Origin of the sequence: Paenibacillus sp. FSL W8-0426 (assembly GCF_037969725.1) — a bacterium.
GTDB lineage: Bacteria > Bacillota > Bacilli > Paenibacillales > Paenibacillaceae > Paenibacillus > Paenibacillus hubeiensis.
Map to the genome: position 1 here is coordinate 3,489,116 of NZ_CP150203.1, position 26,646 is coordinate 3,515,761.

Consider the following 26,646-nt stretch of genomic DNA (forward strand, 5'->3'; position numbering starts at 1 on the left):
TTTTTTGATATTATTAGAAATATAGAAATAAAGACAAAGAAAAACCGTTATACCATCCATTGAATGCATTGAGTGAGCTAACATGCTGATGTTCATCCGAACAGCCCTATTTTCGATATTTCTAGTTTTATAGAAATAACGATCAAAATTTTTAGCTGTTTAACAGATAGGGAGCATACCGCTGTACGGTGTCTGTATTCAGGCTGTAGTAGATATAGGTTCCTTTTTTTTGGGATGTAAGCAAGCCGCAATCGGACAGCTGCTTCAAATGATGAGACAAGGTGGAAAGGGCCACCGTGACAAGGCGGTTCTCCAGATCGGCAGGACAAAGATTGCTTTCACCGGACAAGATCTGAACGATTTTGTACCGTGTTTGCTCACCCAACGCTTTATGAATTTTCACGGCTTGTTCCATATCAATCGGGTTATTCACCATTATGGTTAGTCCCTTCATCTTTATTTCTTATTTCTAGGAATATAGAAATAAGATAGCATGGAACGATGAAAATGTAAACTCCCTGCTGAAAATTCGTCTTAGACAGCAAGGATGCATGCCAAGAGCGTAAGGATTTCCGCAGGGAGTAGGGGTGATACTATTTAGTTTCGTTCAAGAGCTTCAACAACATCCTTGGCATCCTTGAGCGACAGCCTTCCTGCCTCGCGCAATTCCTTGATAGCCCTGATTGTGTTGCCAGCGCGAATAAGTTCGATCAGCCTGTGCTCAAGCGCTTGTTGATCCACAGACAACGCTGCCGGCTCCGGGTTTGTTGTTGAAAGATCGGTTTCTGTTTCTAGCTTAGTTGAATAGGGAGGGCCTTTACCCCTCTTACAATCAGACCTGCCCGCCATTCCAGCGAATCCACGTCGGATGCAAGACGCATGTGCGGAAATCGTTTCAACAAGGTTGCAATGGCGATTTCCCCTTCCAGGCGGGCGAGCGGCGCTCCGAGACAAAGGTGAATGCCTGTTCCGAAAGCCAAATGCGGGCTCTTCTCGCGCGTGATATCGAACAGGTCTGCATCGCTGAAGCGTGCTTCGTCCCGATTGGCCGAATCCAGCGCAACGATGACAATCTCTCCTTTGGCAATATGTTGTCCGCGAAATTCAATATCTTCCAAGGCCCAACGCGTTGTGCTGAATTCCACGGGGCCATTATAACGCAGCATTTCTTCGACGGCTTGATGGATCAACTCCGGCTGCTTGATCAACAGATCGCGCTGCTCCGGATGTTCCAGCAAAGCAAGAACGCCGTTGCCGATCAGGTTTACGGTGGTTTCGTGGCCGGCAATGATGAGCAGGGCGACAACGCCAAGCAGCTCTTCTTCGGACAGTTTCTCGCCCGCTTCCTCTGCCGCTACAAGCTGGCTGATCAGATCCTTTCCTGGCTCCTTCCGTACTTTGGCGAACCATTCGGTCAAATAAGCCCTGAATGCCTCGCTATGCTCCTGAAACGTATCCGCATGCTCGGCGCTGTTTGCGTCAATGATGGCATTGGACCAGACCCGGAATTTGTCCTGATCCTCCAAGGGTACGCCCAAAATTTCGCTAATGACGATAATCGGCAGCGGGAATGCATATTCGTCGATCAAGTCCACGCGTTCCGTGGATGACAGATTGTTGAGCAAGTCGTCGGCAATGTCCTGGATGTGATCGCGCATGTCCGCAATGAGTTTAGGCGTAAATGCCTTTTGCACGAGTCCTCGCAGGCGTCGATGGTCGGGCGGGTCGGCGAACAGCATGTTATTCGTCATCATGGTTGCGTGTTCCGCCCCGTATCGTTTGACCACGTCCTTGCTGAATCGCGGATCTTTAAGCACTTGTACCGCATCTTCATATTGCGTGATAAGCCAGACGTATTGCCCATCGGGGAACAAGATGCGAAAAACGGGTTCCTGTTGTCTCATTTTTGCATAAACGGGATACGGATTCCGGGTGAATTCGGGCGTGAAGAAATCGGAATAATTCGAACCAGGCTGATTGCTCAAATGAATATCCCCTCTCTTTGCTCGTTTGGATACAACTCTATTTTTCCAGATGCTTGGGCAATATGCAAATGTTGCTACGAATGATCCCGGATTGGTCTGGACAGGGACAATTCTGTTACGTATTTATACGCGGATCTGTGTCCAAGGGCTTAGTATAGATGCTGATAAGAAGGACATTTCAACCATTTTTGGCGTTTATGCCTGTAGGCTGAAAAGGAGTATGTTAATATAACATCAATAAGAACATACGATCTGTTATGTGAGAGGAGAAAGCTTCACGATGGAAATGATTAAACCACCGGCCGAAACATTGTACGAGGAGCAGCTGCGTGCACTGCGGGAAGAAGACAAGGGCAAGCGGCCTCCAAATTGGCTGTTATCGCCTGTGCATGTGCGGGACTTCATCATTGGGCGCGACGAGCCGGCGGTGCTGGACGGCAAGCAGGTGCCGATTACGCGAAAATTTTACGGCAACGACGTGCTGATCGAGCGGGCCGTGGTGACGCTGGCGGGAAACCGGGGGCTCATGCTGGTCGGGGAACCGGGAACGGCCAAAACGATGCTGAGCGAGCTGTTGACCGCAGCCATTTCAGGTACCAGCCTGAACACCATTCAAGGTACGGCCGGCACGACGGAGGACATGATCAAGTACTCGTGGAACTACGCGATGCTGCTTGATAAAGGACCTTCGGAAGCCGCGCTCGTGCCATCCCCGTTGTATAACGGAATGAAAAAAGGCATCCTGACCCGTTTCGAGGAAATTACGCGTTGTCCTTCGGAAGCGCAGGATAGCCTGATCAGCATACTCAGCGACAAGGTCATGAGCATTCCCGAACTGGATGGCGGAGTATTGTTCGCCAAACCGGGCTTCAACGTGATCGCCACCGCGAACATCCGGGACAAAGGCGTTAACGAAATGAGCGGCGCGCTGAAGCGCCGATTCAACTTTGAAACGATCAAGCCGATCAACAGCGTGAAGATGGAAGCCAAAATCATCGAATCCCAGGCACGCAGCCTGCTGATGCATAGCGGCATCGAGGCAGAAATCAATACCGACGTGGTGGAACTGCTCGCGACGACCTTCATGGAGCTTCGCACGGGCATGAGCCGCGAAGGGTACAAGCTGGACACGCCGCAGGCTTCCATGAGCACGGCCGAAGCGGTATCCGTTTATGTGCAGAGCGCGATGACATCCCATTATTATGAAGGGAAGGACATTGCGCTCGACCGGCTGGTGCAGAACATGCTGGGTACGATCGCCAAGGAAAACGACAAGGACTTGTCCGTGCTCAAAACGTATTTTTCCAAGGTGGTCAAGGAGCGTTCCAAAGATGAAGGCATTTGGAAGCAGTATTATGAGGAAAAAAAATGGATCGGGTAAACGCCGCGTCCGGCTTGGACATGGATGAGCTGCTGCGTCTGTTTGAGACCAGCGTGTTCAATACGGACGGCGGAACCTTGTATTTTCCAGTGAGGCATCACAGTCCTGCTTGTTCCTACCATTTATTGAAGCTGATTGATCTGTATAAGCCGGATATGATCCTGATCGAAGGCCCGGAAAGCGGAAACCCGCTGCTTGGCGTCCTGGCAGACGAAGCAACAGTTCCTCCGGTCAGCCTGTATTATACGTACGAAAATGAAGACGGCAGAGATGCTTGCTATTATCCGATGCTGCGTTATTCTCCGGAGTACGTGGCCATCAGGGAGGCAGCCAAGCGCGGCATCCCGGCCCGTTTCATCGATCTGGACTACCACCACCTGGCCGGAACACAAACATCGGAGCGAAGGGAAGTGTCGGGCCAGGATGAAACATTGCTCGCCGGATCGGAGTTCATTCAGCGCTTGTGTCAAAAGGCGAATTGCCGCAGCTTTGACGAGCTTTGGGAGAAAGTGTTCGAGATCGGCGGTTTGGCCAAAACGACGCGCGAATTTGTGCTGGACGTATTTACGTACTGCACATGTTCTAGAATGTGCTATACGCCGAGCCAGCTGCTGGCATCCGGCGATTTGGCAAGGGAAGCCCGGATGCGCGAGCACATCGCGGAAGCCGCCGGCGCATATGAACGTGTGCTGGTGATTACGGGAGGATTTCATACCTATGGCTTGCTTATAGAGACGGCAACCGCACCGGGCGGCGGAGCATCACATCAAGATACGTTACCTCAGACAGCTCCCGTATCGCATCAGATTTACCCAATGGTTTATACCTATGCAGAGGCGGATCGGTTGAACGGTTATGCCAGCGGCATGCCTTTCGTCAGCTATTATGAATGGATCTGGGAACATTTGCAGCGAAAGAAAAACCGCCCATACGAACGAGTCGCCGTCGATTTGCTGGCCAAACTGACGCGCAAACTGCGGAGTCGCGATGAACATGTGTCCACAAGCGACGCCATTGAAGCGTATCGCATGATTCAGGACCTGGCGGCGCTGCGAGGCAAAACGGAAGGCGGGGTCTATGAGCTCATGGACGCGGCGTTGTCCGCCTTTATCAAGGGCGAGCTTACGCTCGCGACGGAACAGCCTATGAAAGAACTGCAGCAATTGCTGACCGGAGATGCCATCGGCACTGTGGCACCGAATCCTTTCAGCGTTCCAATCGTTGAAGACTTTAAAGCTTGGTGCAAAGAGCTAAAACTCCAGATCGGAACGACGGGCCAGCATAAAAAGGTGTTGGATCTGTATGCGAAAACGGAACATCGCCGATTAAGCCAGCTCTTTCAATGCGTTACATACTTGGTGCCGCATTTCGCGGAGCGGCAATCCGGTCCGGATTGGGTAGCCCGGCGCGATATGAACCTGGTTCGTGAAACGTGGGTCTATGCGTATTCATCACGCGTTGAAGCCCGTTTGATTGAAAGCTCGCTGTATGGAGGCACCCTTCGCGAGGCGGCAGCCCGCAAAATGGAAGAAGAGATGCAGGGTATTCCTGATCATCACAGCGGAGAGCTTGCCCAGCGCATGCTGCGTGCCCTGTTGATGGGGCTGCAGGATACCGCCGAACGGTTATACAGTCAGGTACGCGCCGCTTTGCGCAAAGACGGCCATTTCCTTTCTTTATGCGACAGCCTGCACACGCTGAACCGGATTCGTCAGCATCGCCACTTGCTCGGAATTGCAAATGATGACGGGCTGCGATTGCTGGTGGTGGAGGCATATCGAAATGCGGTGGACAAGCTGCCGCAGCTAGCCCATACGAACCAGGACGAGCACGCTGCCATCATTCAGGGATTGAAGCTGTTATCGATGCTGGCGGACTCGGCCGAACAGCCATTCGAGGACGAAACGTTCCGTTCCTACTTGAACGATCTGCTTATGGATCAGGGACTTCCCCCTCAATTGGAAGGGGTCTGCGTTGCCATATCCTCCGGGCTCGGCGACAGGCCAAAGCAGGAAATTGCCCAGCGCGCTCGGTCTTATATTCGCGGTACACCGGAGCAAATGCTGCAAACCGCGCTGTATTTGCAAGGTGTTTTTGCGATTTCGCGCGATGCATTCCTGTATGAAGATGAGCTGTTGCAGGAATTGAACTATTTGGTGGCGCAGCTGCCTACGGAGGATTTTATCGGCATGGTTCCCGAATTGCGCCTGGCCTTTACGTTTTTTACGCCGATGGAAGTTGCGTTGATTGCGGAACGGGTAGCCGGCCTCTTCCAAGTTCGGGTGGACGATCTTTCCCTTCCCGCTATGGACGAAAGAGTGCTGGTACAGGCAAAGGCTTGGGATGAAGCCATCCGAAAGGAGTTTGAGGCATGGAAACTGATCTGAATATGCATGAAGCCGCTGGCGAGTCGGCGAAACGCAGTTCATCGGAAGCGCTCAATCGCTGGCGATTGATCCTCGGAGAATCGGCGAGCGAAGGTTTATGCCAGGCTGACGGGTTTGACGAGCAGCATTTCCAATATAACGAAGTGGATGAAATACTGGACTATTTATACAGCCGCGAATACGGGGAAGATCAGGGCTATCGGCAAGAAGGGGGCCGAGGTCCTTCCAATCTGACGGTACCCAAATGGCTGCATAAGGTTCGGAAGCTGTTTCCGAAACAGACGGTCGAGATTTTGGAAAAACAGGCATTGGATCGTTACGGACTCACCGAACTGTTGACGGACAAAAAATTGCTTGAGTCGCTTGAACCCAATATGGGCTTGCTCAAAAACATTATGCAGTTCAAAGGCCGCATGAAGGGCGAGGTGCTGAAAAGCGCCAAAGAGATCGTGCGGCAAGTCGTGGAAGACTTGCGCAGAAAACTGGAGTCGCAAACGCGCGCCAGCATTATGGGCAAACGCTCGCGATATGCACATAGCCCGGTTCGCTCGCTGCGCAATCTGAACTTCAAGCGAACGGTGACCAAAAACCTGAAAAACGTCGATCGCGTCAATCGAAGGTTCATCATAGACCGGCTGTATTTCGACGGCAATATTCAACCGCACAATAAGTGGAACGTGATCATCGGCGTGGACGAAAGCGGCAGCATGCTGGATTCGGTAATCTACAGTTCAGTGATGGCGAGCATTTTTTACCGGCTCAATGCGCTGCGCACCAAACTGTTCATTTTCGATACCCAAGTTGTTGATCTCAGCGACCGGCTCGACGATCCGGTGGATCTGTTAATGAACGTGCAGCTTGGCGGGGGCACGCATATTGCCAAAGCACTGCGTTATGGTGAAACGTTGATCGATAACCCCGGAAAAACGATTTACATCCTCGTCAGCGATCTGGAGGAAGGTTATCCGATCCAGCACATGTATAAAGCTTGCAAAGATATTCTGGATTCGGGCTGCAAGCTGCTGGTGCTGACGGCGCTTGATTTCAACGGAGATTCCGTCTACAACAAACATGCCGCACAGACACTCGCCAATATGGGAGCGCACGTTGCCGCCATTACGCCGAACGAGCTGGCAGATTGGATCGGAGAGATCATCAGCTGAAAGGACGCAATTTTTGTATAAATTTGTTTGGATGAACCAGAGCTACACATTTAAAAGGAGGCATGTATGATGTTAACCGCAGATCGTGCAGTGGAGGCCTTGATCGAAAAATTCGCCACCGAGTGTTCGCGGGAATACTCGATACAAACGGATCGAAGCGGCTCCATCTATGACTATATTATGGGCAATACCGACGAATTTCCGGATATGTTGGGCAAATCGAGCCACTATGCCTATTACAGCATGGAAACGCTCATGAAAATTGGCAAAAAGGATGCGGGAGACGTGTTTTTCCGTGCCGGCTCCATTCTCATTCATCTGGAGTCCCGATACTCCCGAAATTCGTGGAGACAGGATGCCTTTTCCGTTTGTCTTGGCGACGATGCCAACGCGTACGGATTGGGAGGCAAGACCAAAGGCAAAGATCGGATGGGGCCTGTTATTGCCCGTCTGGACAAAATTCGTGCATTTGCGGGCGAGCGCGAAATCGTGGATGAGTTGAAAAGCAGGCTGGGAGCGATCCAGACACATCTGAAACAAAAGAAAGCCAATCGATCCAACAGCTGTTATGACATCGTAAACGCGCTTCTTTTGCTCCGTGCCTATGCCGGCCTGAATGGCGATGCACAGCACGGCGCACAGGTTCAGCTGTTCCATCAAGGTTTGCCGGAACTGTTCCAAGCGGTCTTCGCGGGAAATGTTTCCGAGCTTCGTACGCTTTTGCACCGGATGTGCGAACCGCTCGTGGTCGGCTACATGCAGACGAAGGACAATCGATCATGGTATGAGCTGGATCATGAATACCTTGAATCCAAACGCAAGCAACTCATCGATGAAAAGTATGCGGATACGGTTTTGCGGGAAAAAGATCGGGTATCTGCCGGCGATTTCCATTCCACGATGCTGCTGATCAGCAGCGCTTTGCTATACGTGATCAACATCAAAGGGGGAAAGAACGCATTTCTAGAGCACCAAGACGAGCTGAGCCTCGTCTTGCTTGAGTCGATGCGAGAACTGCACGAAATCTATCCTTTGGAGGTGCGTCAATACCTGCTCGCGATGGATTACCGCGCGAAAAACGTGGATGAGCTGCTGAGCGGATTGGTCCCGACGGACGAGCCTTATCAGCTGATCGAGCAGCTGCGCACGGATCTGTACAGTTATTTTGTGCCGTGGCAGTCGCTGGAAGCCGCCGTGTTGGCCGACGCTGAGCGGGCAAAGCGCACGTATGCGCTCTCGCGCTCTGCTTATTTCAAATTATATATTCACTACGTGCTTGAAAAGCATGACATTTCGCTACCGTCCGGATCGGGAACGATCGAAGAAGCCGTCTTCGCCGCACTCGCCCATCCAACGGACGGAGGCCGGCACGGCCTGAACATGTCCCGATATTTGAAAGGGGAAACCTCGCTCGAGGATTATTGGAAAGATAACTTGAATCGCGGGTTGTTCACCCATTTGAATCGGGATGCCAAACGTATTGCCAACCTGATTGCAATTACGTTCCTGCCGGTACGTTCCGAAGCGATGCGGCGGTTTGCCATCCTGATTTCCCGTCCCCAAACCGGGACGTTGGAGGCTTTGTCCGATCTCTACTCCTCCTATGCGTTCAGCGGAGAGAAGCTGCTTGATGCGTACAGCAACGATCCGGACGTGGACGATGAAAACCTGCTTTCGAGTTTGCTTCAATTGAACGGCATTCGTGAATACAGCTACCGATCGATGCCTCAGGATGAATATACCCGGATCATCGGAAACCATCTGGATGCTGCATTCAAACAGTACAAAAACCTGCCTGCAGAAACGCGCCAGCTTGCGCTGGAAATTGCGTTTGCGGAAGATCAAGAGCTTTCGGTCGAGCAGTTGTCGCAGGCGCTTCGATTGGGACTGCAGGATTCGTCCAAAAAAGCCAATGCGCTCGCCACGTCACGCTTCAACCGCACGCCGGATGCGGAGCTGTACATTCACATCTATCGTGCGGAGAAAAAGGCCGGCATCAAGGAAATGGTGTTGAACGCCATTCGCGGGCTGCCTGATCCCAAAACGGCCTATCAAACGCTTCTACAAAGCGAGAAATCCGCAGAGTGGAGAGCATTGATTCAAATTCTGCTGGATGCCGCCGATTTGAGTCCGGTACACGCCCATGCCGCACTGGCAGACCAAGCCGATGCCAAAAAAGTATCCCGTTTGAACTGGCTGTCGTTGAAGGATCTGCCTGATCTTATGGATCACGAAGGAACGCCGCTCGATGAACGAATCAAAAAATATGTACTGCTTCAGTCCATGGACTATACGGCCGCCCCGAATGAAAGCTTGAATGAAGTACGTACCTATGCCACCGAGGAATCGCTCTCCCGTTTCGCCGTTGAATTGCTGCAGCTTTGGATTCAGGAAGGGGCGCCTGCCAAAGAGAAATGGGTAATGTATCTGTCCGTGCTGTTCGGCGATTTGCAGCTCGTTGCCATTTTCAAGCGTCAAATCAAGGAATGGACCGAGTCGAGCCGGGGAGCGATTGCCGCCGATGCGGTCAGAGTATTGGCTTATTTGAAGGCTCCTGCCGCTCTAATGGCGATCGATTCGATCAAACGTACCGTGAAAAATCGCCAGGTCAAGGGTTCCGCAGAGGAAGCGTTGCTGCTGGCCGCCGAAAATATGGGACTGACGACGGAGCAGCTGGAGGATCGGCTGGTTACTTCACTCGGTTTTGACGAAAAAGGGACGCAGCGGCTCAGTTATGGCGAACGCACCTTCTTGATCAAGGTGAACAGCGATTTGCAGCTTGCGGTATGGAATGAAGAAACCGGAAAATCGGTCAAATCGCTGCCCGCGCCTGCGCAAAAAGACGATCCGGAACTTGCTGCCAAGGCGAAAGCCAGCTTTGCCCAATTGAAGAAAGACCTTAAAGCCATGGTCACCATACAGTCTCAACGTTTGGAGGAATCGTTGTCCAAGCAGCGTCTGTGGACGGCGGAGGAGTGGAAAAACCTGTTCGTCGATAACGTGATCATGCAAAAGTTTGCGGTAGGCTTAATTTGGGGCGTGTATGAGGACAATGAACTTGCAGCAACCTTCCGCTATATGGAAGACGGCACGTTTAATACGGTGGATGAAGACGAATATGAATTGGACCCTGCCTTCATGGTTGGTCTGGTTCATCCGCTTGAATTGGAGGCATCCGACATTGCCGCATGGAAGACGCAGCTGGAGGATTACGAGATCAGCCAGCCGTTCGCCCAGCTTGAACGCGAGATTCATGTTGTGGACGAGGAAGATCAGGCGAAGAGCGAATATGATCGTCTGCCGGAGTCAGACCTTTCACCAACGGCGTTTCCGAAAGCTTTGGAGAAATACGGCTGGATCAAGGGGCCTGCCATGGATGGCGGCTGGTTTAACGAATTTTACAAAGAATACGGCGAGCTTGTTGCAGAGCTGCGATTCAGCGGTACAAGCATTACGTATTATGAAGGAATGGAAGACATTACGCTCGAATCCCTGATTTTCTTTAACCCAGGGAACCAGAAACAATATTATTACAGCGACCACAAAGCGATTTCTCTGGGCAAGGTCCCGGGGCGCGTGTTTAGTGAAACGTTGTATGACATCTTGAGAGCATCGGGGCGCTGATTACGTGACGTCATTTGAACGGAAATTTCAGGCATTCGTCGAGCTGTGTACCGAAGATTATTTGATCCGCCATGCCAATAAAGGATTGTACAAGCGTTCCTTGAAGGACATTGCCCAAGGCGTGAGCGTGCAGTACGAATGGGGAGAGACAGCCGTAACGTGCCATCTGGGCGACGGCATCACGTGCACCTTGGAAAGCACCTTGGATCACTGGAACTGCTCATGCCCTTCGGATCATTTGTGCAAACATGTGTTGATCTCCATTTTGTTTTACCAACAGACGCATGCCGCAGCCGAGGTGCCTGCCGATAAAGCACATGACGTTAATCCTGAACAGGCCTTGACGGAGGCGGAATCCGGATCGGTTAAGACTCATGTGGCGACTGACGGGGCTGATCGAGAGAACGCTGTTGCCCCGGAAGCCCGGTCGCGATCCCGGTTCGAATGGATGCTGCACGCCGACTTGCTTGCATTGATCCGATCGTACAGTGCCTCTGCCCTGGAAGAAGTCATGTTCCGTCTGAGTTATCCCGAAGACATTGAAGTCATTCATGACTCCTTGCTCACGGTGCGGCTTGTTCGGCAAAACATCGAAGTCTCTTTCACGGAAGAACCTGGTTTAAGCAAAGCGCTATGCAAGGTGAAACAGGCTGCCGGGAATATGGCCAAACTGGAAGCATTGCTTCGTTATCGGAAGAAGCACGGACTTCACGATGCGGACACGCTTGGCGGAAAGGCATATGAAGCTAAATTCTCGCTGGAGACGGTCAAAGAGTGTCGTCGCATGTTAGCGGAAATGTTACGGGTAGGGTTAGCCCGCTTGCCAGAATCGTACATGGCCCAGCTCGAAACGTTGGCGATCACAGCCCACAGCGGCAATCTGCCGGATATCGAACGCAGTTTGCGAGGAATCCAGGGGGAGCTGCAGCTTTTTCTGACCAGGCATATTCGTTTCTCCATGCCAACCATGCTTGATCGGGTCACGAAGCTGTACCTTGCTCTGCAGGTATTGGAACAGAAACAGGTATCCACCATGCAGCAAAGCCAGCTGATCGGCAGCTTTCGCAGCAAGTATTATACAGTCCCTGATCTGCATCTATATGGACTTGGGGCAGATGCTTGGGAGACGCAGTCGGGTTATCGGGGGATCACGTACTATTTTTACGGGCTGCAGGACCAGCAAATCTATACCTTCAGCGACGTTCGCGCCGTATATTACGACCAACAGCAATTCCAGTTCGACGATCATTACCGTTCGACGATTCCGTGGCTGCCCAACGTAAGCTACCGACAATTTGCAGGCGAAGAGCTGTGTTTCCACGGGATTAAGGTCAACGAAGATCGCAGACTCTCCTCCGGAGAGGGAGCCAAGCTGAAACTGTTGACACGCAGGCCGGTAGAAGACATGGATTTTGGCCCCTTTACACAAGAGTTTTCTGCCCTTTCGAATAGTGGAGGGCCAAGATCGTGTCAACTGTTCTCCATGCCTCAGGAGCAGCTTGCTCTGGTAAAAGTCACCCGTATTTTCGATCAAGCCTATGACAAACAGAAGCAAGAGCTGACGCTTACGGTAGAGAGCGACACCGGAGAACTGCTCGATCTGTCGTTTCCTTACGACAAGGATTGGAGCACGATGATCCAGCGTCTGGAGTCGGGGCACGGCATCGCCAAGCTGGAACATTTCCTCGTATTTATGCGTGTCGAGGCCGGACGCTTGCGTCCCATCAGTTTTCTGAAAGGGCAGCAGGTGATCAACCTGAAGCTGGATGCCGGTTATGGAAGGATGGGACGGTTTGCAAGAATATAATGCCATATTGGAACGAATCCAAAGCTGGGGTGAAGAAATGCTGCTGCGGGGACTGACCCAATTCAGCATGAAGGATGTTGACGTACTGGAAGCGATTCTTGAACAGGTAAAGCGCTTTGAGGCGTCTTTCCTGCAAGAGTTAGTGGGTCACCTCGTGGATCAGGGGAGGAAAATGGCGCTGGGTGATGGCGATGAGGTTCAGCTCCTGGATCTGTATTGCCGCATCACCCAATATGTGAGACTTGGATTGCAAGAGCCATCCTCGTACAAATAGGCAGGATCAAAGATTTGCAGGGGAGGAATCCTCTGTAAATCTTTTTTTGTTGGCATTAAGTAAATTCGAGGTTTCATTCGTATATAAAGTGAATTCGGTTTGAGCATTTAACCCTATAAGAAAGGAGGCTTACGATGACAGATCAGAACATACGGGATGCCATCGTCAGGCGTGATGCAAATGTGATGGAAAGTCTGATGAACGAATACGCTGGTCTGCTGTGGAACGTGGTACGGTCCATTTTGCGGTTAGCACCTGAAGAAGAAGTTGAAGAGTGTGTGGCAGACACTTTTTTTGCGTTTTGGCAAAACCCGCACGCCTATGACCCGGAGAGAAGTTCATTGAAAAATTACTTGGCGATGGTGGCCAAACGCAAAGCGATTGATCGTTATCGCAAGTTGATGCGGGCCAAAGAAGCCAAATACGAGGAACAAATTCATTTTCAGTCCAGCCCGGACGTGCTTACTCAAGTCATCCGTCAAGAAAATCGGGAAGAACTGGAACAAATGATAGACCTTTTTCCGGAACCCGACCGGGAAATTATGAAACGCCGATTATATGACGATCAGAAGCCCGGCGAAATATCGGAATCCATGTCTTTGCAGCTTAGACAGGTACATAACAAGCTATACCGTTCAAAACAGCGACTCCGCACTTGGTGGGAAAATCGAAAATAAAGGAGGTGTGATTTTCATGTCCAATCCGAATCAACCATTCACCGCACGTAACCTGGCAAACATCAAACGAAGGTTTTATGAAAAAACCGATGAGGCCGGATTGTTACCCGACAAGACCCATGAACAACAAGAGCCGACCCTCCGCCGAACGCGAATGCGTAAAGCCGTATCTATCCCCATCGTCGCGATCCTTTCGATCGGCGTACTTACTGGAGCCGCGGCGGCCATGAACATCGTTGATCTGTCAGCCGTTCTGCATTTCCTGGACAAAAGCCGTTTGGACATCTTGTCTCCCGTAAACCGTTCCAGCGAGGATCAAGGCATCCGCATGGATATACTGGGTGCGGTTCGCGACGGAGATACGGCTGAAATATATGTCGCCCTTACAGATCTAACAGGCCATCGCGTAACCGATACGCTCGATGTCTATGATTTCAGTGTGACTGGTGGCCGGGCACACAATGCACAGCTGGTCCATTACGATGAAACAACGAAAAAAGCCATTGTTCGATTCCTGGTCCAAGGGGAACATCTCAAAGACCGAATTACGGTTAAGATCAGTTCTTTCCTGACTGGTGCACAAACGAATGAAGATATTGACGTGGATTTGAACTGGTCCGCATTGTTGGAACAACAAACAGAAGACTCCATTATCACCTTGGATCCAATGAAAGATTGGATTAGCGGAGGGGGAGGACCGCAGTATGATGAAATCACGAGTCAATCCACGATCCCTGTACTTAAGCCAGATCAAATGCATATTCCCGTGCCGGGCCTGGAGTGGATGTATATTTCCAACGTAGGAATGGTTAATGGCAAACTGCATATTCAGATCAATCCAGATGCTGAAATGGGCACCTATAATCATGGCTATTTTTACTTTGTGGACGACCAGGGACAGGAGCAGGATATTCCCTTGTCTTCCATCAGCTATGGCTCATATGAAAAAGACGGCGTTCGAATGGGTGGGGATTTTGAGGAGTATATTTTCGATATTCCGGATATTCGCGAGCTCCAGCACCTTCATTTGAAAGGAAAGTTCACCAGTTACGATGCATTCGTGAAGGGAACGTGGAAGACCACGTTTGATTTGAAGCAGAGCACCGTCAAGAAAAAGGCAGCGCTCCAGCATGCCTCTACTCATTCAAATTCAGGGCCCTTGAACGTGGAAGTCTCTGAGTTAGGCGTGACGCTTACAGGGGATTTATCTGAAATCGATTCGGAGCACCTCGATCTGCGAATTGTTATACAGGACGGAACAACCATTGAGGCCGATTCAGGGTTTGTGCAGTTGGATCAGGAAATCGTCAAATGGATCTCAACCGAAACGATCCCCGTGAGCCACGTTAGGGAGCTTATTTTGAACGGAATATCCGTTCCGCTGCACGATTAAAAAAGAGGAAACGCTGCGAGAAAATTAAACAGCAAATGTCATATCCTGGCTTATCCCGCATACGATAGGCGTACGCGGACATAAGGGAGGAAACAGGCATGTCCATGAGCGAACCGCTATTGATTCAAATTGTGAATGAACAGCTCCCGGCAGGAGCCACGATGGTCACGATCGAGAAACCGGTCAAACACCCGGCTGTCTATGCGGCAGACCTTACCGGGGACGGCTCGCCGGAAATTGCGGCCGTATATGAGCAGGACGGGCAGCTGATGCTGCTTGTATTGACGTTTATCGCAGGCAAGTGGGTTAAAATGTCCTTGACGAAAGGCATGGGCTATGGCGTTACGCTTCTTACAGCCGCACAAGTTACTTCCACGGCACGAAACAACTTGATCGTAGGATGGCAGATCGGAGCGATCTGGTCCAAATTGTCCGTCTATGAATGGACCGAATCCGGACTGACGGATCTCGCGCCAGAGGACATGGTCTACAGCATGGCTGAAATTATGGATATGCCTGGCCAACACGGAAGAGATGGAAAAGCCGAAATCGCATTATGGGTGCATGATACCGGAGAGGCATACCGAGTAGATGTCGTTCGCTGGGATCACCAGCACTGGGTATCGGCCCCGGACATCTACCCGTATTACTTTCCAAAAGTGGTCCAATATTATGAACAGTTGGTACGCCAGCATCCGGATTATCCGTTCTATTGGAGTTATTTGGCGGAAGCGCAGTATCGGGCGGGGTTATGGCATGCAGCGCTTATTTCGGTACAAAAGGCCCTTAGCTTCGATCAGCCTTATCCTTCGAGAGCGGCGCTTCTGGCACTGGAGCAACAGATTAAACAAGCGCTTGGCCATCATGGCCACCATGAGCGTGCATTGACGTGGCTGTATCCCGTTTCGGTCCGGACGACCAACGGTACCAAGTGGGGATATATGGACGCTGACGGACGTATCCGCTTGGAACCCGTGCTCGATCAGGCGGAGGCTTTCCAACCCAACGGGTTGGCCGTCGTTGAGAGTCGTGGCAAAGCCGGAATAATCGATCTTCAGGGGCGGTTTGTTGTTCAACCGGTTTATGATTCGATCTATCCTTTTTCGGAAGGCCGGGCAAATGCCATTGACGCCCAAGGCTTTAACATGATCGATGAACAAGGACGCGTGCTCACTTCCAGAGCCTATCCGTATATCGGCGATTTGCAGGATGGCCGGGCTGTATTTTACGAATCCATTCAAGGCCAAGCGAATACGAGCGAGATTCGTTACGGTTATCTGGATGCATCCGGTCAAGTCGCCATTCCGGCCCAATTTATGGCTGCGGGTGATTTCCAGCAAGGTAAAGCTGTCGTTCAGACGAAAGAACGGGAATACGCCCTGATCGATCAACGTGGACAAAAATTGGCCGTGTATCCATACGCCTATGTCGGACCGCTTGGAGAAGGGCTGCTTTCGTTTCAGCAGGAATTGTCCGGTCCTTACGGTTACATCGACGAACAGGGGCGCATCCGCATCGAGCCCAAATTCAATACGGCATTTCCTTTTAAAAACGGGCGTGCCATCGTAAGCATTGCAGAAGATTCCAATTGGAAGTATGGCGTCATTGACCCGCAGGGGGTATATATCGTCCAGCCTTCGTATAACGACATTCGGGATTTGGGTGAACACCGGCTTGCGCTGGGCAAAGCGATCAAGGCGGAAGAACCGTTTCTTGGCTCCGTTTATGCGATTGCAAATGCGGATGGCCGCAGGCTAACCAAGTTTGTGTATACGGGCGTGGAGGATTATAAGCATGGGCTTGCTTCCGTAACCGACGGCAAACATACCTTTCTGATCCAACTGAACGGCCAGCCGGCCGAGGGATATCCACGTGTTGAAGGAGCCGGAACGCTGGAGGTATTGGAGCCTGATCTCATCCGGGTGTTCGTCCAGCAACGCTTGTCTTATGTGAACAGGGCAGGGCAGACCATTTGGAAGCAAAATACCGTCGTTCCGCTTCGTCCGCCGTTTCGCGTCGTGGAGCGGCAGTTCAATCCGAATCCGGACTACTTTGTGTATTACCCGCAGGTCGAAGGCTTTTCGAGTCCTGCCGTTGAAAAGGACGTCAATACCAAACTCAAAGCGATGTCCGGGATAAAACCGATTCCTTCTGACCAGAAGCTTGATTATAGTTATACGGGCGATTTCGACATCACCTTTTATCAATATAAGCTCCTGCAGCTGCAGCTTACCGGTTACAATTATCCGTTTGGCGCCGCTCATGGCATGCCGACCATGGTCTACGCCATCATCAATCTCGATACCGGGGAAATGTATGAACTGAAGGATCTATTTAAACCCGACAGCGATTATGTCAAGGTACTCAGCGACATCGTTGGTGAACAGATTAAAAATGATCCGCAATATTCGTATGTGTTTCCCGATACGTATAAGGGCATCCGTCCCGATCAGCCGTTTTTTGTTACTGCGGACGCGCTCCATGTTTATTTTGCGCCTTACGAAATTGCCCCATATGCGGCGGGATTCCCGACCTTCACGATTCCATTCGCGCAGATCCGTGAGATCATTGATACCGAGGGCTCGTTTTGGAGAGCTTTTCACGCGCCTGAACCGACGCTGTATCATCCATAAAATCAAAATCCGTGAAGCCATATGAACATATGGCTTTTTGGTATGGTCAGAACATCGTCGCTCCCGCCGATTTGCTCGGACTTCATCGATACCGCACCGCGCACCGGTGGAAGAAGTGAACAGGTGAACGTTAGCCCCCATGTCGCCGTCGTACATTTTAACCATGTAACGGTACGTAGGGACGTAACTATTTTCGGGCCGTGGGCGTTTATTCATTTGAGGTGATTTCAAAAATGGCAGGGAGTATCGTTCGGCGTTTTCTGCTGCAAGGTTTGTGTTTCATGATTGCTGCATTCGGAGCTGCCTTTGCGCTGGAAGCCATTGAGGGCATGAAAATCGGGACCACGGAATACTATGGCTTAATGAATGCAGGGAACATGTATTTTCTTTTAATGCTGTTTGCCTTCGGTCATTATGTGGCGGCATTTTACATGCTGGTGGCGTTTCCGTTTTCTTGGGTCATGCGTAGATGGATTCCAATTGTTGCAGTAAGAGCCATGATTTACACGGGGATTGGCGGATGGGGAGGCGGATGGATCTTCCATCAGTTGTACAGCGATTATTTTGTTACCGGATATGATTTGAACCAGAGTACGTCACGCTGGCTTTTTGCGATCGCAGGGCTGGTGTATGCCTTGTTGGAGTATTGGGTTTGGCATAAACCTGTGGCAGTGGACGAACGTAATCAGCGTAATCAACCCGTGATGAAGTGATGTATGGAACATCCAGGCTGCTAATGGTGGGTGATTGGTCATATCGGGAGAGGATTTGCGTGAAATGCATTGAATTGCGCTAGCGAGAGGGATATAATGGGATTTATCTATTGAATTGAGGTGAAGTGGATGTCATTCCGTATCGTTCGAAGTAACTAGTTCTCGGGCCGGGTCAAAACGCGTACCGGCTATCAAGGGGGTGGTCTGCCCTTTTGATCCACGAACTGGAGCTTTGAACGGTGCCAGGCATTCATTGAGTGAAAGTCAGGACACCGACAACGGGTGGAAACAGGAGACGTTTGTATAAGAACGTTCTCTTTGTTTGCCATCGGTCACGGGTGTGCTGGCTTTTTCTATTTTCAAAAGATAAGGGGTATGAGTATTGTGTTAAAAACGTGTCTGCGTCAGTTGAAATGGTGGATACTTATCTATATAGGGATCGGTTGCGGTATTCAGTTCCTCAGCAGCTTGGGGATTGTATACTTCCAGAAGGTGCTGGATTTGGCGGTTCAGGTTCGGCATTTTGACGAAATTATGGATCACATCTGGATCTACGGGCTTTTGCTTGGCGGGATGGTCATCCTGAATTACGTCGATGAATATCCAAGCGTGCATCTGTCCAAAAGCATTACCGAAAAACTGAAGATTATGGCGTTGTCCAAAATCTCGCGAATGGACTATCAGGCTTATCAGAACCTGGGGACCGGCCAGATGATCAAAGTGATCGAAAACGGGGCGGAAGCCGGTAATGAAATCATATACGGTTTTTTTCTGAAAACGTTGCATGAGCTGCTGCCGACCTTATTGTTCAGCTTGTTGTTTATCAGCTTTTATGACGCACGGATTATGTTGGCGATTGCTGCAGGTTATGTCGTCATTTTTATCGTGACCAACCTGATCCTGAAATTGTTGTACCGCATGAAAGAGGCCGTTCTTCGTCAGCAGGAGTCCATGTCCCGTCATTCCATACGCGGATTCATGGAGCTTGTGGTGTTCCGCACAAATAAAAGGTATGAAACAGAGCTGGCCAAGCTAAGCGCTTCGGCTCGTCGAATGATTCAACAAAGCGCGAGCATGCGCATGATCCATGAAGCTTTTTTCACGATTTTTGAATTGTTCGTCACGATCATTAAAATGATTATTCTGATTGTAGGCATCCAGAGCGTCATTCAAGGTGAATCTTCCATCGGCGTGATTGTTGCATTGTTCATGTTCATTGAGAAAATCTATTCGCCGATCGCCATTTTCAACGTGCTGTTTGTGGACTATCGCTTGAATCGGGTGACCTATCGCAGGTTTCAGGATTTCATTGAGGCGACGGAGGATCGAAATCTGAATAGCGGTCGTGAAGTACACGTATTGGAGGGAGAAATCGAATTCAAAAACGTTTCCTTTGACTATGGGAGCACCCGCATATTGCATGATGTTTCGCTTACCATTCCTTCAGGAACTTCCGTGGCGCTCGTTGGTTTGAGCGGAGGGGGAAAATCCACCATGATCAAACTGATCATCGGTCTGCTGAAAAAGAAAGAAGGCGAGCTCCTGCTGGACGGCATCGATATCGATGATGTAAACCTGAACAGCTATTATGGCCATATTTCGTATTTGTCTCAGGACTCCCCGATCTTCGATGCAACGATTCGAGGCAATATCGCTTTCGATCACCCTGCCACGGACGAGGAACTTTATGCCATTTTGGATAAAGTAGATCTAAAGGAAAAAGTCCGGAAGCTGCCGGACGGATTAAATACGCTGGTCGGCGAAAAAGGACTGAAGCTGTCCGGCGGGGAACGCCAGCGATTGGCATTTGCCCGTGTGCTGTTTCAACGCCGAAACGTGTTGATTCTGGATGAACCGGTATCCGCACTTGACAATATTACGGAGCAGCGCATGATGGACCTGATGCTGAGGGAGTTCCGCGGCAAAACGATCCTCATCATAGCTCATCGGTTAAACTTTGTTCAAAACGTCGATAAGATTGTCGTCATGGATCAAGGCTCAATTGTCGCGGAAGGCCGTTTCGACGAATTGATTCGCGATTGCGAAATGTTTAAGGAGCTTTGGAACAAACAGGGGAAGGAAGACATGGAGTCCGGTGCGTCTGCTTCATTATATTGAGTTTTAGGCAGCCTGGATTTATCGGATGAAATAAGGATGTGCAAAGCCGAGGATTTTCGTAATTTGTTGCGGAAGTCCTCGGCAATAAAGAAGCTGCTGCGGACCGAGTGTACTTTGGAGAAAACATATAGGTTATAGCCAGATTGATTCCTTTTTTGCAAGCGATTTCTAAATTAGTGGGAAGTATTCTTGGACCCAACACAGAAGATTGGTTAGAATTTTAGCACGACTATTTAGACAACAGCATCAAGAGATATCACAACAACGATTATCATATTTATCCATATAGAATGAAAAATTTCTCGGGGGTAATATTTATAGAAAGGTACATTTATCCATATAATCGGGAAAACTATGAAGAATTATTTCTTGGTGATCGTTGGATGAAAATTTTGGCATCCAGAATACATCGAAAAAGTATTTTTACCAAAATGTATGCACACCGAGTGAAACATTGATTCAGGTTTTCTTTATGGCAAGCATTAATCTCAATCGAACTTCGAAGAAAAAGGAAAGGAACGGATTATTCAAAAAACAATCAACCAAGCCAAACCAAACAAAATCAATTTTTTATAACTATTTCACAAAACTCGTATTTTGTACATATGTAGCGAGTAAACATTTGTAACGTAAAGCCGCTATATTAGCGACTTTAATGGGAATATGTTCTTGTCCCTCGACATCAAACAATCAACAGGCTAAAGCCATAAGAAAAGTTCTCGCTAGTCCAAGCCTCTGCCATTGACCCCCGGATATATTAATCCCATCCAGCTCTACGTCAAGCGAAGTATCTATTCCTAATTTCAATGCGAATTCGCCCTGTGCATCCTTTAATGCCCTGCAAATTTGTTCATCTGTTGAGGTGCCTTCTTTACCGATGGCAACATTGTCCCTAATGGTTTCATTCAATTTAATGAAGTTTTGAAAGAACGCACTACCTTTCGGCACTTTACACTGCTCATCGAATTTAATATTCCCTTCTGAAGGATCAAGAAGTGCTAATATCAATTTAACTAACGTAGATTTCCCAGACCCATTTTCCCCAACAATACATATTACATCACCTTTACTAAATTTAAGATTTACATTGATTAAAGTGTTGGTTTGGTTGGGATATGCATAAGAAACATCATTGCACTGGACATATTGAGGCTCAGTAGCTGGGTAAAACACATGTTTTGCCCTCGGGCTATCTTCCTCCATAAATGCTGACACTTTACGAAATAATCCCAGGCTTTCCTGCAACCTTGTAAATAATTCAGCTGCACTGAAAACTCTCGGGATGAGATAATACATAGAACCGAATAAAATAACAAACTGACTTATACTAATTTGATCATTCATAATAACAATAATTGCGACCAAAGGTGGACTCAAATGCCAAGTCGTACTTAACAAATGATTTAGCGTCTCCAGCTTCATGCTTTCTCTCAATTTTACTCTTCTTAATGCACGAAATTTGTGAAGCCAGATTTTTTTGACCCATTTGTGATAACCCATTATGCTCATTTCAATAAATCCCTGTCTTGAAAATATGTCGTTTTCTAGTGTATTAATCGTATTTTGCTCCCTGGCGTAGCCGAATAATACACGATCGCGGTAATTGTTATTCGCTTTAATCTGGAGAGGGAAGATGATAACCAAAAGCATAAGGATGATAAGTGGTGCTATAAAATTTACCGTGATTAAGTTAACCATTATAAATGTCACCGTTAAGACAACAATAAGGCTCTCGATCATCAACACGATCATATTGCTTATTTGTCCTGGTGAAAGCGCATTTTGTACTGTTGCGAGACTATCATGAAATTTTGGTTCTAAACGGTTGTTTAGCGAAGTTTCGTTTACCTTTTTAATTACATCTTCTTCAATGATTTGCGCAAAATCCAGTTTCAACTTCAACTGAGCTCTGTTCTTAAAATAAGCTGCGATGTGTTGTGCAAAAAAAGTGAATAAATAAAGGATCAAAACAAACATCATCTCTGCATCAGTACCACTAAGCATCTGCATCACTAAATATCCCAATAAGCTAACCTGTACAACAGGTATTAGCGAGTCTATAACTGCTACCAGGAAGGTGTGAATGATTAATCCTTTTTTTTGGAAAATTGAAGTTCTAATTTTGTTTGAAAAAAATGTGTTCGAAGGATTTTTCATTAGTCCACCTCACTTAAAGTCCGATATATCTGTCCTTGTGACTCAAACATGTCTTTAAATAAGCCCTCTTGCTCTAATAATTCTTTTGGAGAACCATCCTGTACAACTTCCCCATTATTTAAAACGATGACTCGATCAAACTGAAGTGTAATGCCCATCCTGTGGGTTGTTAAAATAACCGTACGATCTTTTGAATGGTGAAGCAATTTAGAAACAATTTCTTGTTCAGCTATTGGATCTAATGCAGCAGTTGGCTCATCCAAAATTAATATGCCATTCCCTAAAATACCCTTAAGTATACCCAGCTTCTGTATCTGCCCACCTGAAAGTTCAACTCCTCCAAGATGTCCTCCATATAATTGATTCGGATTATTTTCAGAATCTGTGTAAAAACGATTAAACGTGGAAAGATCAACTTCTCGGCCTAGATCTACATTCTCCATAATAGTGATTCCCTTATATAAATGTGTACTCTGGAAGACAGGAGAGAAGAGTAATGCCCTTTTTTCTGGACTAAGCCGGTGAGGTACATGACCTTTGATTCGAACCGATCCTGATACAGGTTCTAATAGGCCCATTAGACAGTGATATAGTGTAGATTTTCCTGCACCATTTGGTCCAACAACCGCTATTTTCTCCCCCTCTGAGAACGTTAAAGTGATATCCTGAAGAACCATATCATTTCCTTTAGGGTAAGAATAAGATAAGTTTTTTATTTGTAAATCATTTGAATTTTCTTCGGTTACATGATTACTTGCTATGCTGCTGTTTTGTATATTGTCGTTATCGGAAGAGTTCACAATATAATCCTTGTACATCATATATTGGTCACATTGAAACCCTATCATTTGTATTTGTGAGAATATTTGTTCGCTGCTTAAAATAATTATAATTGCTCCTGTTACCACCAAAAATAAATCTCCAGGGTTTGTAGTGATAGCTTCTGTTAAAGTTACATTTGTAATGTAAATAGAAATAATTACAGCCAATAAGACGCCAAGTAATAGACTCGATTTATATCGTTTAATACCTGTCCTGTAATCTCGCTCATTAATGATGGACATATGTTGGTTCCATTTGTTAAACATAAATCGTGAAGAACCATTCATTATAATTTCAGGAGCTAAACTTGTGTTGAGTAATAAGCCTTTATAATACCCTGACTTTATTGCGTTATAGGAATTGTGCCAGTCTAGCAAAAGTGAAGTTCGATTGATATAACCTCTAATAATCGAGATTGGGATAATAAAGACAACCAAAACTAAAGTGAGCATAATATTATTGATTAGTGAAATCGTCGCTAGTAAAGCTATAACTTTAATAAAGCTAGAAATCGCTCCATTAACAATGACAAAAAAATTTTCAACGCAATTACTCAAGCCATATCTTATTAAACTGGACTTTTGTTGGAATTCCGCTGTATCATAGTCACTTAGCTTATGTCTCACAAAATAATCCATTACAAGAATTTTCGACTTTTCCTCATTATTAGAATTGTTCCAACCCATAATTATAGCAAAAAACCAATTAGCAGTAGCCGAGACTATAATTAATAAAAGCAGTACCTTTATATATCTCAGTATCTCTGTTCGATCTGCAGAATTATTAAAATGATTAATGACATCCCTCGTTACATCTAGAATCCAAACTTCTAAAATGGGCACCCCAATGCTTAACAAAATAAGGATCAGGACCAGCCTACTCTTATATCCGTTAACAAACTTGAAAAAAGACAACACATTAATCCATTTTCTCCTGAAAGTCATATATGAAGGGCTCCTCAAATTATTAATTATGAGTACGTTTTCATTTCACAATATTTAGAAGTTTTTTCCTCTCCGTAAACAAACCTTTCACCATACACTTCCACCCAAGCGTGCGCAGCAAATGGCGGAAATTTTATACCGGTTTTGATAACAACAGGATATCTTCGCTTTTTCAACATTTTGTATGCTACTATGCTTTTAAATATACAAGGATTATTTCTTTCTAATTTACTTACGATACTTTCAATTTCCCTTTCAATTCGCATGAGGCTCGTATCCATTCTTCGATGGTTCATTTTGATTGTTTGCTGAACTTCAGATATATATTTTTCAATTGCTGCATACCCATCTCGTTTAATAGAAAACTTAAAGTAAAAATACAATAACAATACTTCTAGTTTTAGTAGCAAAATTTCACCTCTTATCTATTATTACTATGAGGGGCTCTACTAAAAGGATGATCAACTAACAATCTGAATGGTATTAAGGTTGTTAATGGACCTGTTCCCCATCTAGTCGCACCCAAAACAAATGCTAGTTCTATACAATTTTTATTAGGAATGAATAGAGGGTCTGAAATTTTAATATTTAGTATATATTCCTTTTGATTCAAAGTCCAAGAACATCCTTCTGGTTTCTCCTCATCTCTAAGTTCATGATCTTCAACTATAAAACAACATCTTTTGTCTTCAATAAAAATCTCAAATACATCACAATTTTGACCAGGCATTATGTCGTTAAATTTAATAATCAAGTTAAGCTTTTTTTCTTCAACTTTCACTGATAAATAATCTATAAGTCGAACACTATGAGAATTGAATTTATTAATATTTTGAATTCTCACTTCAGAACCGCCTTGATTTAAAATAATGGGTTCAGTTCCTAAATGGTTAACAAACTCCTCGATACCATAATATATATATTCTTCTGACTTGGATGGTATGTACATGGCTCCAGAAAATTGAAGTATTTTAGGAAACACCTCACCAGTTAAAGAATCTGCACCATACTCTAAGATTCTGTTTACATCCTTTATTCCAAACATTTGATCTATTAAGTAGCCTACAAACCTTACAGAAGTGAGACCTTCTTTCTCTTCAATAATCTTATTAAATTGTTTTAAATGAAATGATTCGTGATTCAAAAGATCAACAATATCAAAAAGTTCTGCAATAATAATATGTGAAGCAAAGAGGAATTGAGAATTAACAAAATTTCTGAATACATGAGTACAGAGAATGAATATTTGATAGTGTATGTCAGGTACAATTACTCCTCCTAGATGGTCACATAATTGTGCTCCTTGAATGAGATCATCATAATAAATTTGATTCTTTTTTAGTGTTGGGTACTCAAAAAAAATTTTTCTATTATTTTCATATGCCTTGATTTTTTTTTGGTTTATATCCTCTGAATAATCAATAATCGACACATATTTATGAATTTCAATGGCAGCATCTTCTCTAATCATTCGACAATACTCATGCTCGCTAGGAAATTCATCTTTTTGGAAATTCAGCTCTATAAGAATATATTCGAGCATTTGGGGATCTGAATAGATCAGATCAATATCAGCGCTTCTTCTCAAATTAATGTTATTTCTTGTTAGACCGAATACAGAGAAACCTTTAATGAGTATCGGATAATCATGTAAACCTCGTTTATCAAATTCGCGGAAAATTTCCTGCATTACGCCTAGATGTCTTTGAAAAGTATTTTTTATTTCATGTTGCGAAAACATTAAACTTGCGATAAATTGTTTTGTCAGCATTTGAGAGTTATTCATTTTCAGTAGGTCCGCTATATTTATTCGGCCCTCTAGTTTGTGATTTGTAATAGCAAGCAAAACCCTTAAACTAAAATCATCGTTTCTTTTATCTCCAGTAAACTTTTCTGCATAATAGTTAAACATACCCTGTAACCAATCATAAATTTTTGTATCAGACATTGTTGCCTCCTGTTTTTGTCTTTTGCAATTTATGCACTTTGTTTGAATTAGTGTACATTTGTTATTCAATTCGCTCAAAAATATTCTAATTTATGTTGAAATATATTAAAACCTGTCAAAATATTGTTGTTAGTAGTAAACCTATAGATACTCATGATCAAATTAACCGTACCCGAGCCATGGTCAAGCCCCCATTTAATAGACATTGAAAAAATACCCTATATAAATTGAACCAATGATTTTTACACGGAGTCACTACGTGGTCAGAATCATCTTCCGATTGCTATTATCCCCAGATTTTTTTAATCCCCTTTTTAAACGGGAAAATCCGGTGATAGGCCTATGCTTCCGACGCAGCTTTCCTTCAGAAAGCTTTCAGGCGAACGCTCCGCTTCTCCAGATTCTTTCTGCCCTCTCCGTTTTATCGTATAATGTCTAGTTCAACCTATATAGGTAGGCTATAAACTGCTTCCAGAACGCTACCGGAGGCAGTTTATTTAGTTTTCGTTGTGTTGATATTGGTTGTAAAGCTAGCTATAGGTTTCAATTCGCCTCTGTGCCTCGTCCATATTTTGGATATCAAAAGGATAGAGCCCTTCCGTCTTACCGGAATCCCTGAT

The 26,646-nt window shown here is 46.7% G+C and carries 18 protein-coding genes; 11 read left to right on the top strand and 7 right to left on the bottom strand.

The window, feature by feature from the left end:
- Positions 1 to 151 precede the first annotated feature (151 nt).
- The 3 genes from MKY59_RS15735 to MKY59_RS15745 all read right to left on the bottom strand — a co-directional run bounded on the left by MKY59_RS15735 (position 152) and on the right by MKY59_RS15745 (position 1,985).
- Positions 152 to 436: a metalloregulator ArsR/SmtB family transcription factor gene (locus tag MKY59_RS15735; RefSeq protein WP_236414284.1), complete on the bottom strand. Its 285-nt coding sequence runs from the start codon at positions 434 to 436 to the stop codon at positions 152 to 154.
- Between the two features lie 161 nt (positions 437 to 597).
- Positions 598 to 747, bottom strand: a complete 150-nt coding sequence (locus MKY59_RS15740; RefSeq protein ID WP_339272197.1) for a hypothetical protein — start codon at positions 745 to 747, stop codon at positions 598 to 600.
- A gap of 44 nt (positions 748 to 791) precedes the next feature.
- The gene (locus tag MKY59_RS15745) at positions 792 to 1,985 is read right to left on the bottom strand and encodes a cytochrome P450 (protein ID WP_339272199.1); all 1,194 of its coding nucleotides are present in this window, start codon (positions 1,983 to 1,985) and stop codon (positions 792 to 794) included.
- Positions 1,986 to 2,265: 280 nt separating this feature from the next.
- On the opposite strand from MKY59_RS15745, the gene MKY59_RS15750 reads away from it, so the two are divergent.
- The 11 genes from MKY59_RS15750 to MKY59_RS15800 all read left to right on the top strand — a co-directional run bounded on the left by MKY59_RS15750 (position 2,266) and on the right by MKY59_RS15800 (position 20,155).
- Entirely contained in the window at positions 2,266 to 3,366 is a 1,101-nt protein-coding gene (locus MKY59_RS15750; RefSeq protein ID WP_236414290.1) for an AAA family ATPase, read from the top strand.
- Complete coding sequence (locus tag MKY59_RS15755; protein WP_339272201.1) at positions 3,354 to 5,753, top strand: DUF5682 family protein; 2,400 nt, start codon at positions 3,354 to 3,356, stop codon at positions 5,751 to 5,753. The genes MKY59_RS15750 and MKY59_RS15755 overlap by 13 nt, the downstream gene beginning before the upstream one ends.
- Positions 5,738 to 6,916: a VWA domain-containing protein gene (locus MKY59_RS15760; protein ID WP_339272203.1), complete on the top strand. Its 1,179-nt coding sequence runs from the start codon at positions 5,738 to 5,740 to the stop codon at positions 6,914 to 6,916. The genes MKY59_RS15755 and MKY59_RS15760 overlap by 16 nt, the downstream gene beginning before the upstream one ends.
- A 69-nt stretch (positions 6,917 to 6,985) precedes the next feature.
- Positions 6,986 to 10,540, top strand: coding sequence for a DUF4132 domain-containing protein (locus tag MKY59_RS15765; RefSeq protein ID WP_339272205.1), 3,555 nt, complete (start codon positions 6,986 to 6,988; stop codon positions 10,538 to 10,540).
- 4 nt (positions 10,541 to 10,544) lie between these two features.
- Complete coding sequence (locus MKY59_RS15770; protein ID WP_339272207.1) at positions 10,545 to 12,347, top strand: hypothetical protein; 1,803 nt, start codon at positions 10,545 to 10,547, stop codon at positions 12,345 to 12,347.
- Positions 12,334 to 12,621 carry a hypothetical protein gene (locus MKY59_RS15775; RefSeq protein ID WP_236414300.1) on the top strand — a complete coding sequence of 96 codons (288 nt, stop codon included), beginning with the start codon at positions 12,334 to 12,336 and terminating at the stop codon, positions 12,619 to 12,621. Before MKY59_RS15770 ends, MKY59_RS15775 begins: the two co-directional genes overlap by 14 nt.
- A 134-nt stretch (positions 12,622 to 12,755) precedes the next feature.
- Positions 12,756 to 13,298, top strand: a complete 543-nt coding sequence (locus MKY59_RS15780) for a sigma-70 family RNA polymerase sigma factor (RefSeq protein WP_339272210.1) — start codon at positions 12,756 to 12,758, stop codon at positions 13,296 to 13,298.
- 16 nt (positions 13,299 to 13,314) lie between these two features.
- Positions 13,315 to 14,691 carry a hypothetical protein gene (locus MKY59_RS15785; protein ID WP_339272212.1) on the top strand — a complete coding sequence of 459 codons (1,377 nt, stop codon included), beginning with the start codon at positions 13,315 to 13,317 and terminating at the stop codon, positions 14,689 to 14,691.
- 98 nt (positions 14,692 to 14,789) lie between these two features.
- Positions 14,790 to 17,324 (top strand): WG repeat-containing protein, encoded by a 2,535-nt coding sequence (locus MKY59_RS15790; protein ID WP_339272214.1) that lies wholly within the window; start codon positions 14,790 to 14,792, stop codon positions 17,322 to 17,324.
- Between the two features lie 233 nt (positions 17,325 to 17,557).
- Positions 17,558 to 18,037, top strand: a complete 480-nt coding sequence (locus MKY59_RS15795) for a hypothetical protein (RefSeq protein ID WP_236414309.1) — start codon at positions 17,558 to 17,560, stop codon at positions 18,035 to 18,037.
- Between the two features lie 384 nt (positions 18,038 to 18,421).
- A complete protein-coding gene (locus tag MKY59_RS15800) occupies positions 18,422 to 20,155 on the top strand; it encodes an ABC transporter ATP-binding protein (RefSeq protein WP_339272216.1) in 1,734 nt (577 codons plus the stop codon).
- Positions 20,156 to 20,845: 690 nt separating this feature from the next.
- On the opposite strand, the gene MKY59_RS15805 is transcribed toward MKY59_RS15800, so the two are convergent.
- From MKY59_RS15805 to MKY59_RS15820, 4 genes are read right to left on the bottom strand one after another with little or no spacing between them, the layout of a single operon-like run.
- Positions 20,846 to 22,312: an ABC transporter ATP-binding protein gene (locus tag MKY59_RS15805; protein ID WP_339272218.1), complete on the bottom strand. Its 1,467-nt coding sequence runs from the start codon at positions 22,310 to 22,312 to the stop codon at positions 20,846 to 20,848.
- Entirely contained in the window at positions 22,312 to 24,078 is a 1,767-nt protein-coding gene (locus tag MKY59_RS15810) for an ABC transporter ATP-binding protein (protein WP_339272220.1), read from the bottom strand. Before MKY59_RS15810 ends, MKY59_RS15805 begins: the two co-directional genes overlap by 1 nt.
- Positions 24,079 to 24,104: 26 nt before the next feature.
- Positions 24,105 to 24,488 (bottom strand): lasso peptide biosynthesis B2 protein, encoded by a 384-nt coding sequence (locus MKY59_RS15815; RefSeq protein WP_339272222.1) that lies wholly within the window; start codon positions 24,486 to 24,488, stop codon positions 24,105 to 24,107.
- A gap of 11 nt (positions 24,489 to 24,499) precedes the next feature.
- Entirely contained in the window at positions 24,500 to 26,026 is a 1,527-nt protein-coding gene (locus tag MKY59_RS15820; RefSeq protein ID WP_339272224.1) for a nucleotidyltransferase family protein, read from the bottom strand.
- Between the last annotated feature and the right edge of the window lie 620 nt (positions 26,027 to 26,646).

Bases quoted from the DNA above. Each gene is read 5' to 3' on its own strand.
- MKY59_RS15750 (WP_236414290.1), top strand. From the start codon at position 2,266: ATGGAAATGATTAAACCACCGGCCGAAACATTGTACGAGGAGCAGCTG.
- MKY59_RS15785 (WP_339272212.1), top strand. From the start codon at position 13,315: ATGTCCAATCCGAATCAACCATTCACCGCACGTAACCTGGCAAACATC.
- MKY59_RS15765 (WP_339272205.1), top strand. From the start codon at position 6,986: ATGTTAACCGCAGATCGTGCAGTGGAGGCCTTGATCGAAAAATTCGCC.
- MKY59_RS15755 (WP_339272201.1), top strand. From the start codon at position 3,354: ATGGATCGGGTAAACGCCGCGTCCGGCTTGGACATGGATGAGCTGCTG.
- MKY59_RS15810 (WP_339272220.1), bottom strand. From the start codon at position 24,078: ATGACTTTCAGGAGAAAATGGATTAATGTGTTGTCTTTTTTCAAGTTT.
- MKY59_RS15795 (WP_236414309.1), top strand. From the start codon at position 17,558: ATGGCAGGGAGTATCGTTCGGCGTTTTCTGCTGCAAGGTTTGTGTTTC.
- MKY59_RS15760 (WP_339272203.1), top strand. From the start codon at position 5,738: ATGGAAACTGATCTGAATATGCATGAAGCCGCTGGCGAGTCGGCGAAA.
- MKY59_RS15790 (WP_339272214.1), top strand. From the start codon at position 14,790: ATGTCCATGAGCGAACCGCTATTGATTCAAATTGTGAATGAACAGCTC.
- MKY59_RS15820 (WP_339272224.1), bottom strand. From the start codon at position 26,026: ATGTCTGATACAAAAATTTATGATTGGTTACAGGGTATGTTTAACTAT.
- MKY59_RS15735 (WP_236414284.1), bottom strand. From the start codon at position 436: ATGGTGAATAACCCGATTGATATGGAACAAGCCGTGAAAATTCATAAA.
- MKY59_RS15780 (WP_339272210.1), top strand. From the start codon at position 12,756: ATGACAGATCAGAACATACGGGATGCCATCGTCAGGCGTGATGCAAAT.
- MKY59_RS15805 (WP_339272218.1), bottom strand. From the start codon at position 22,312: ATGAAAAATCCTTCGAACACATTTTTTTCAAACAAAATTAGAACTTCA.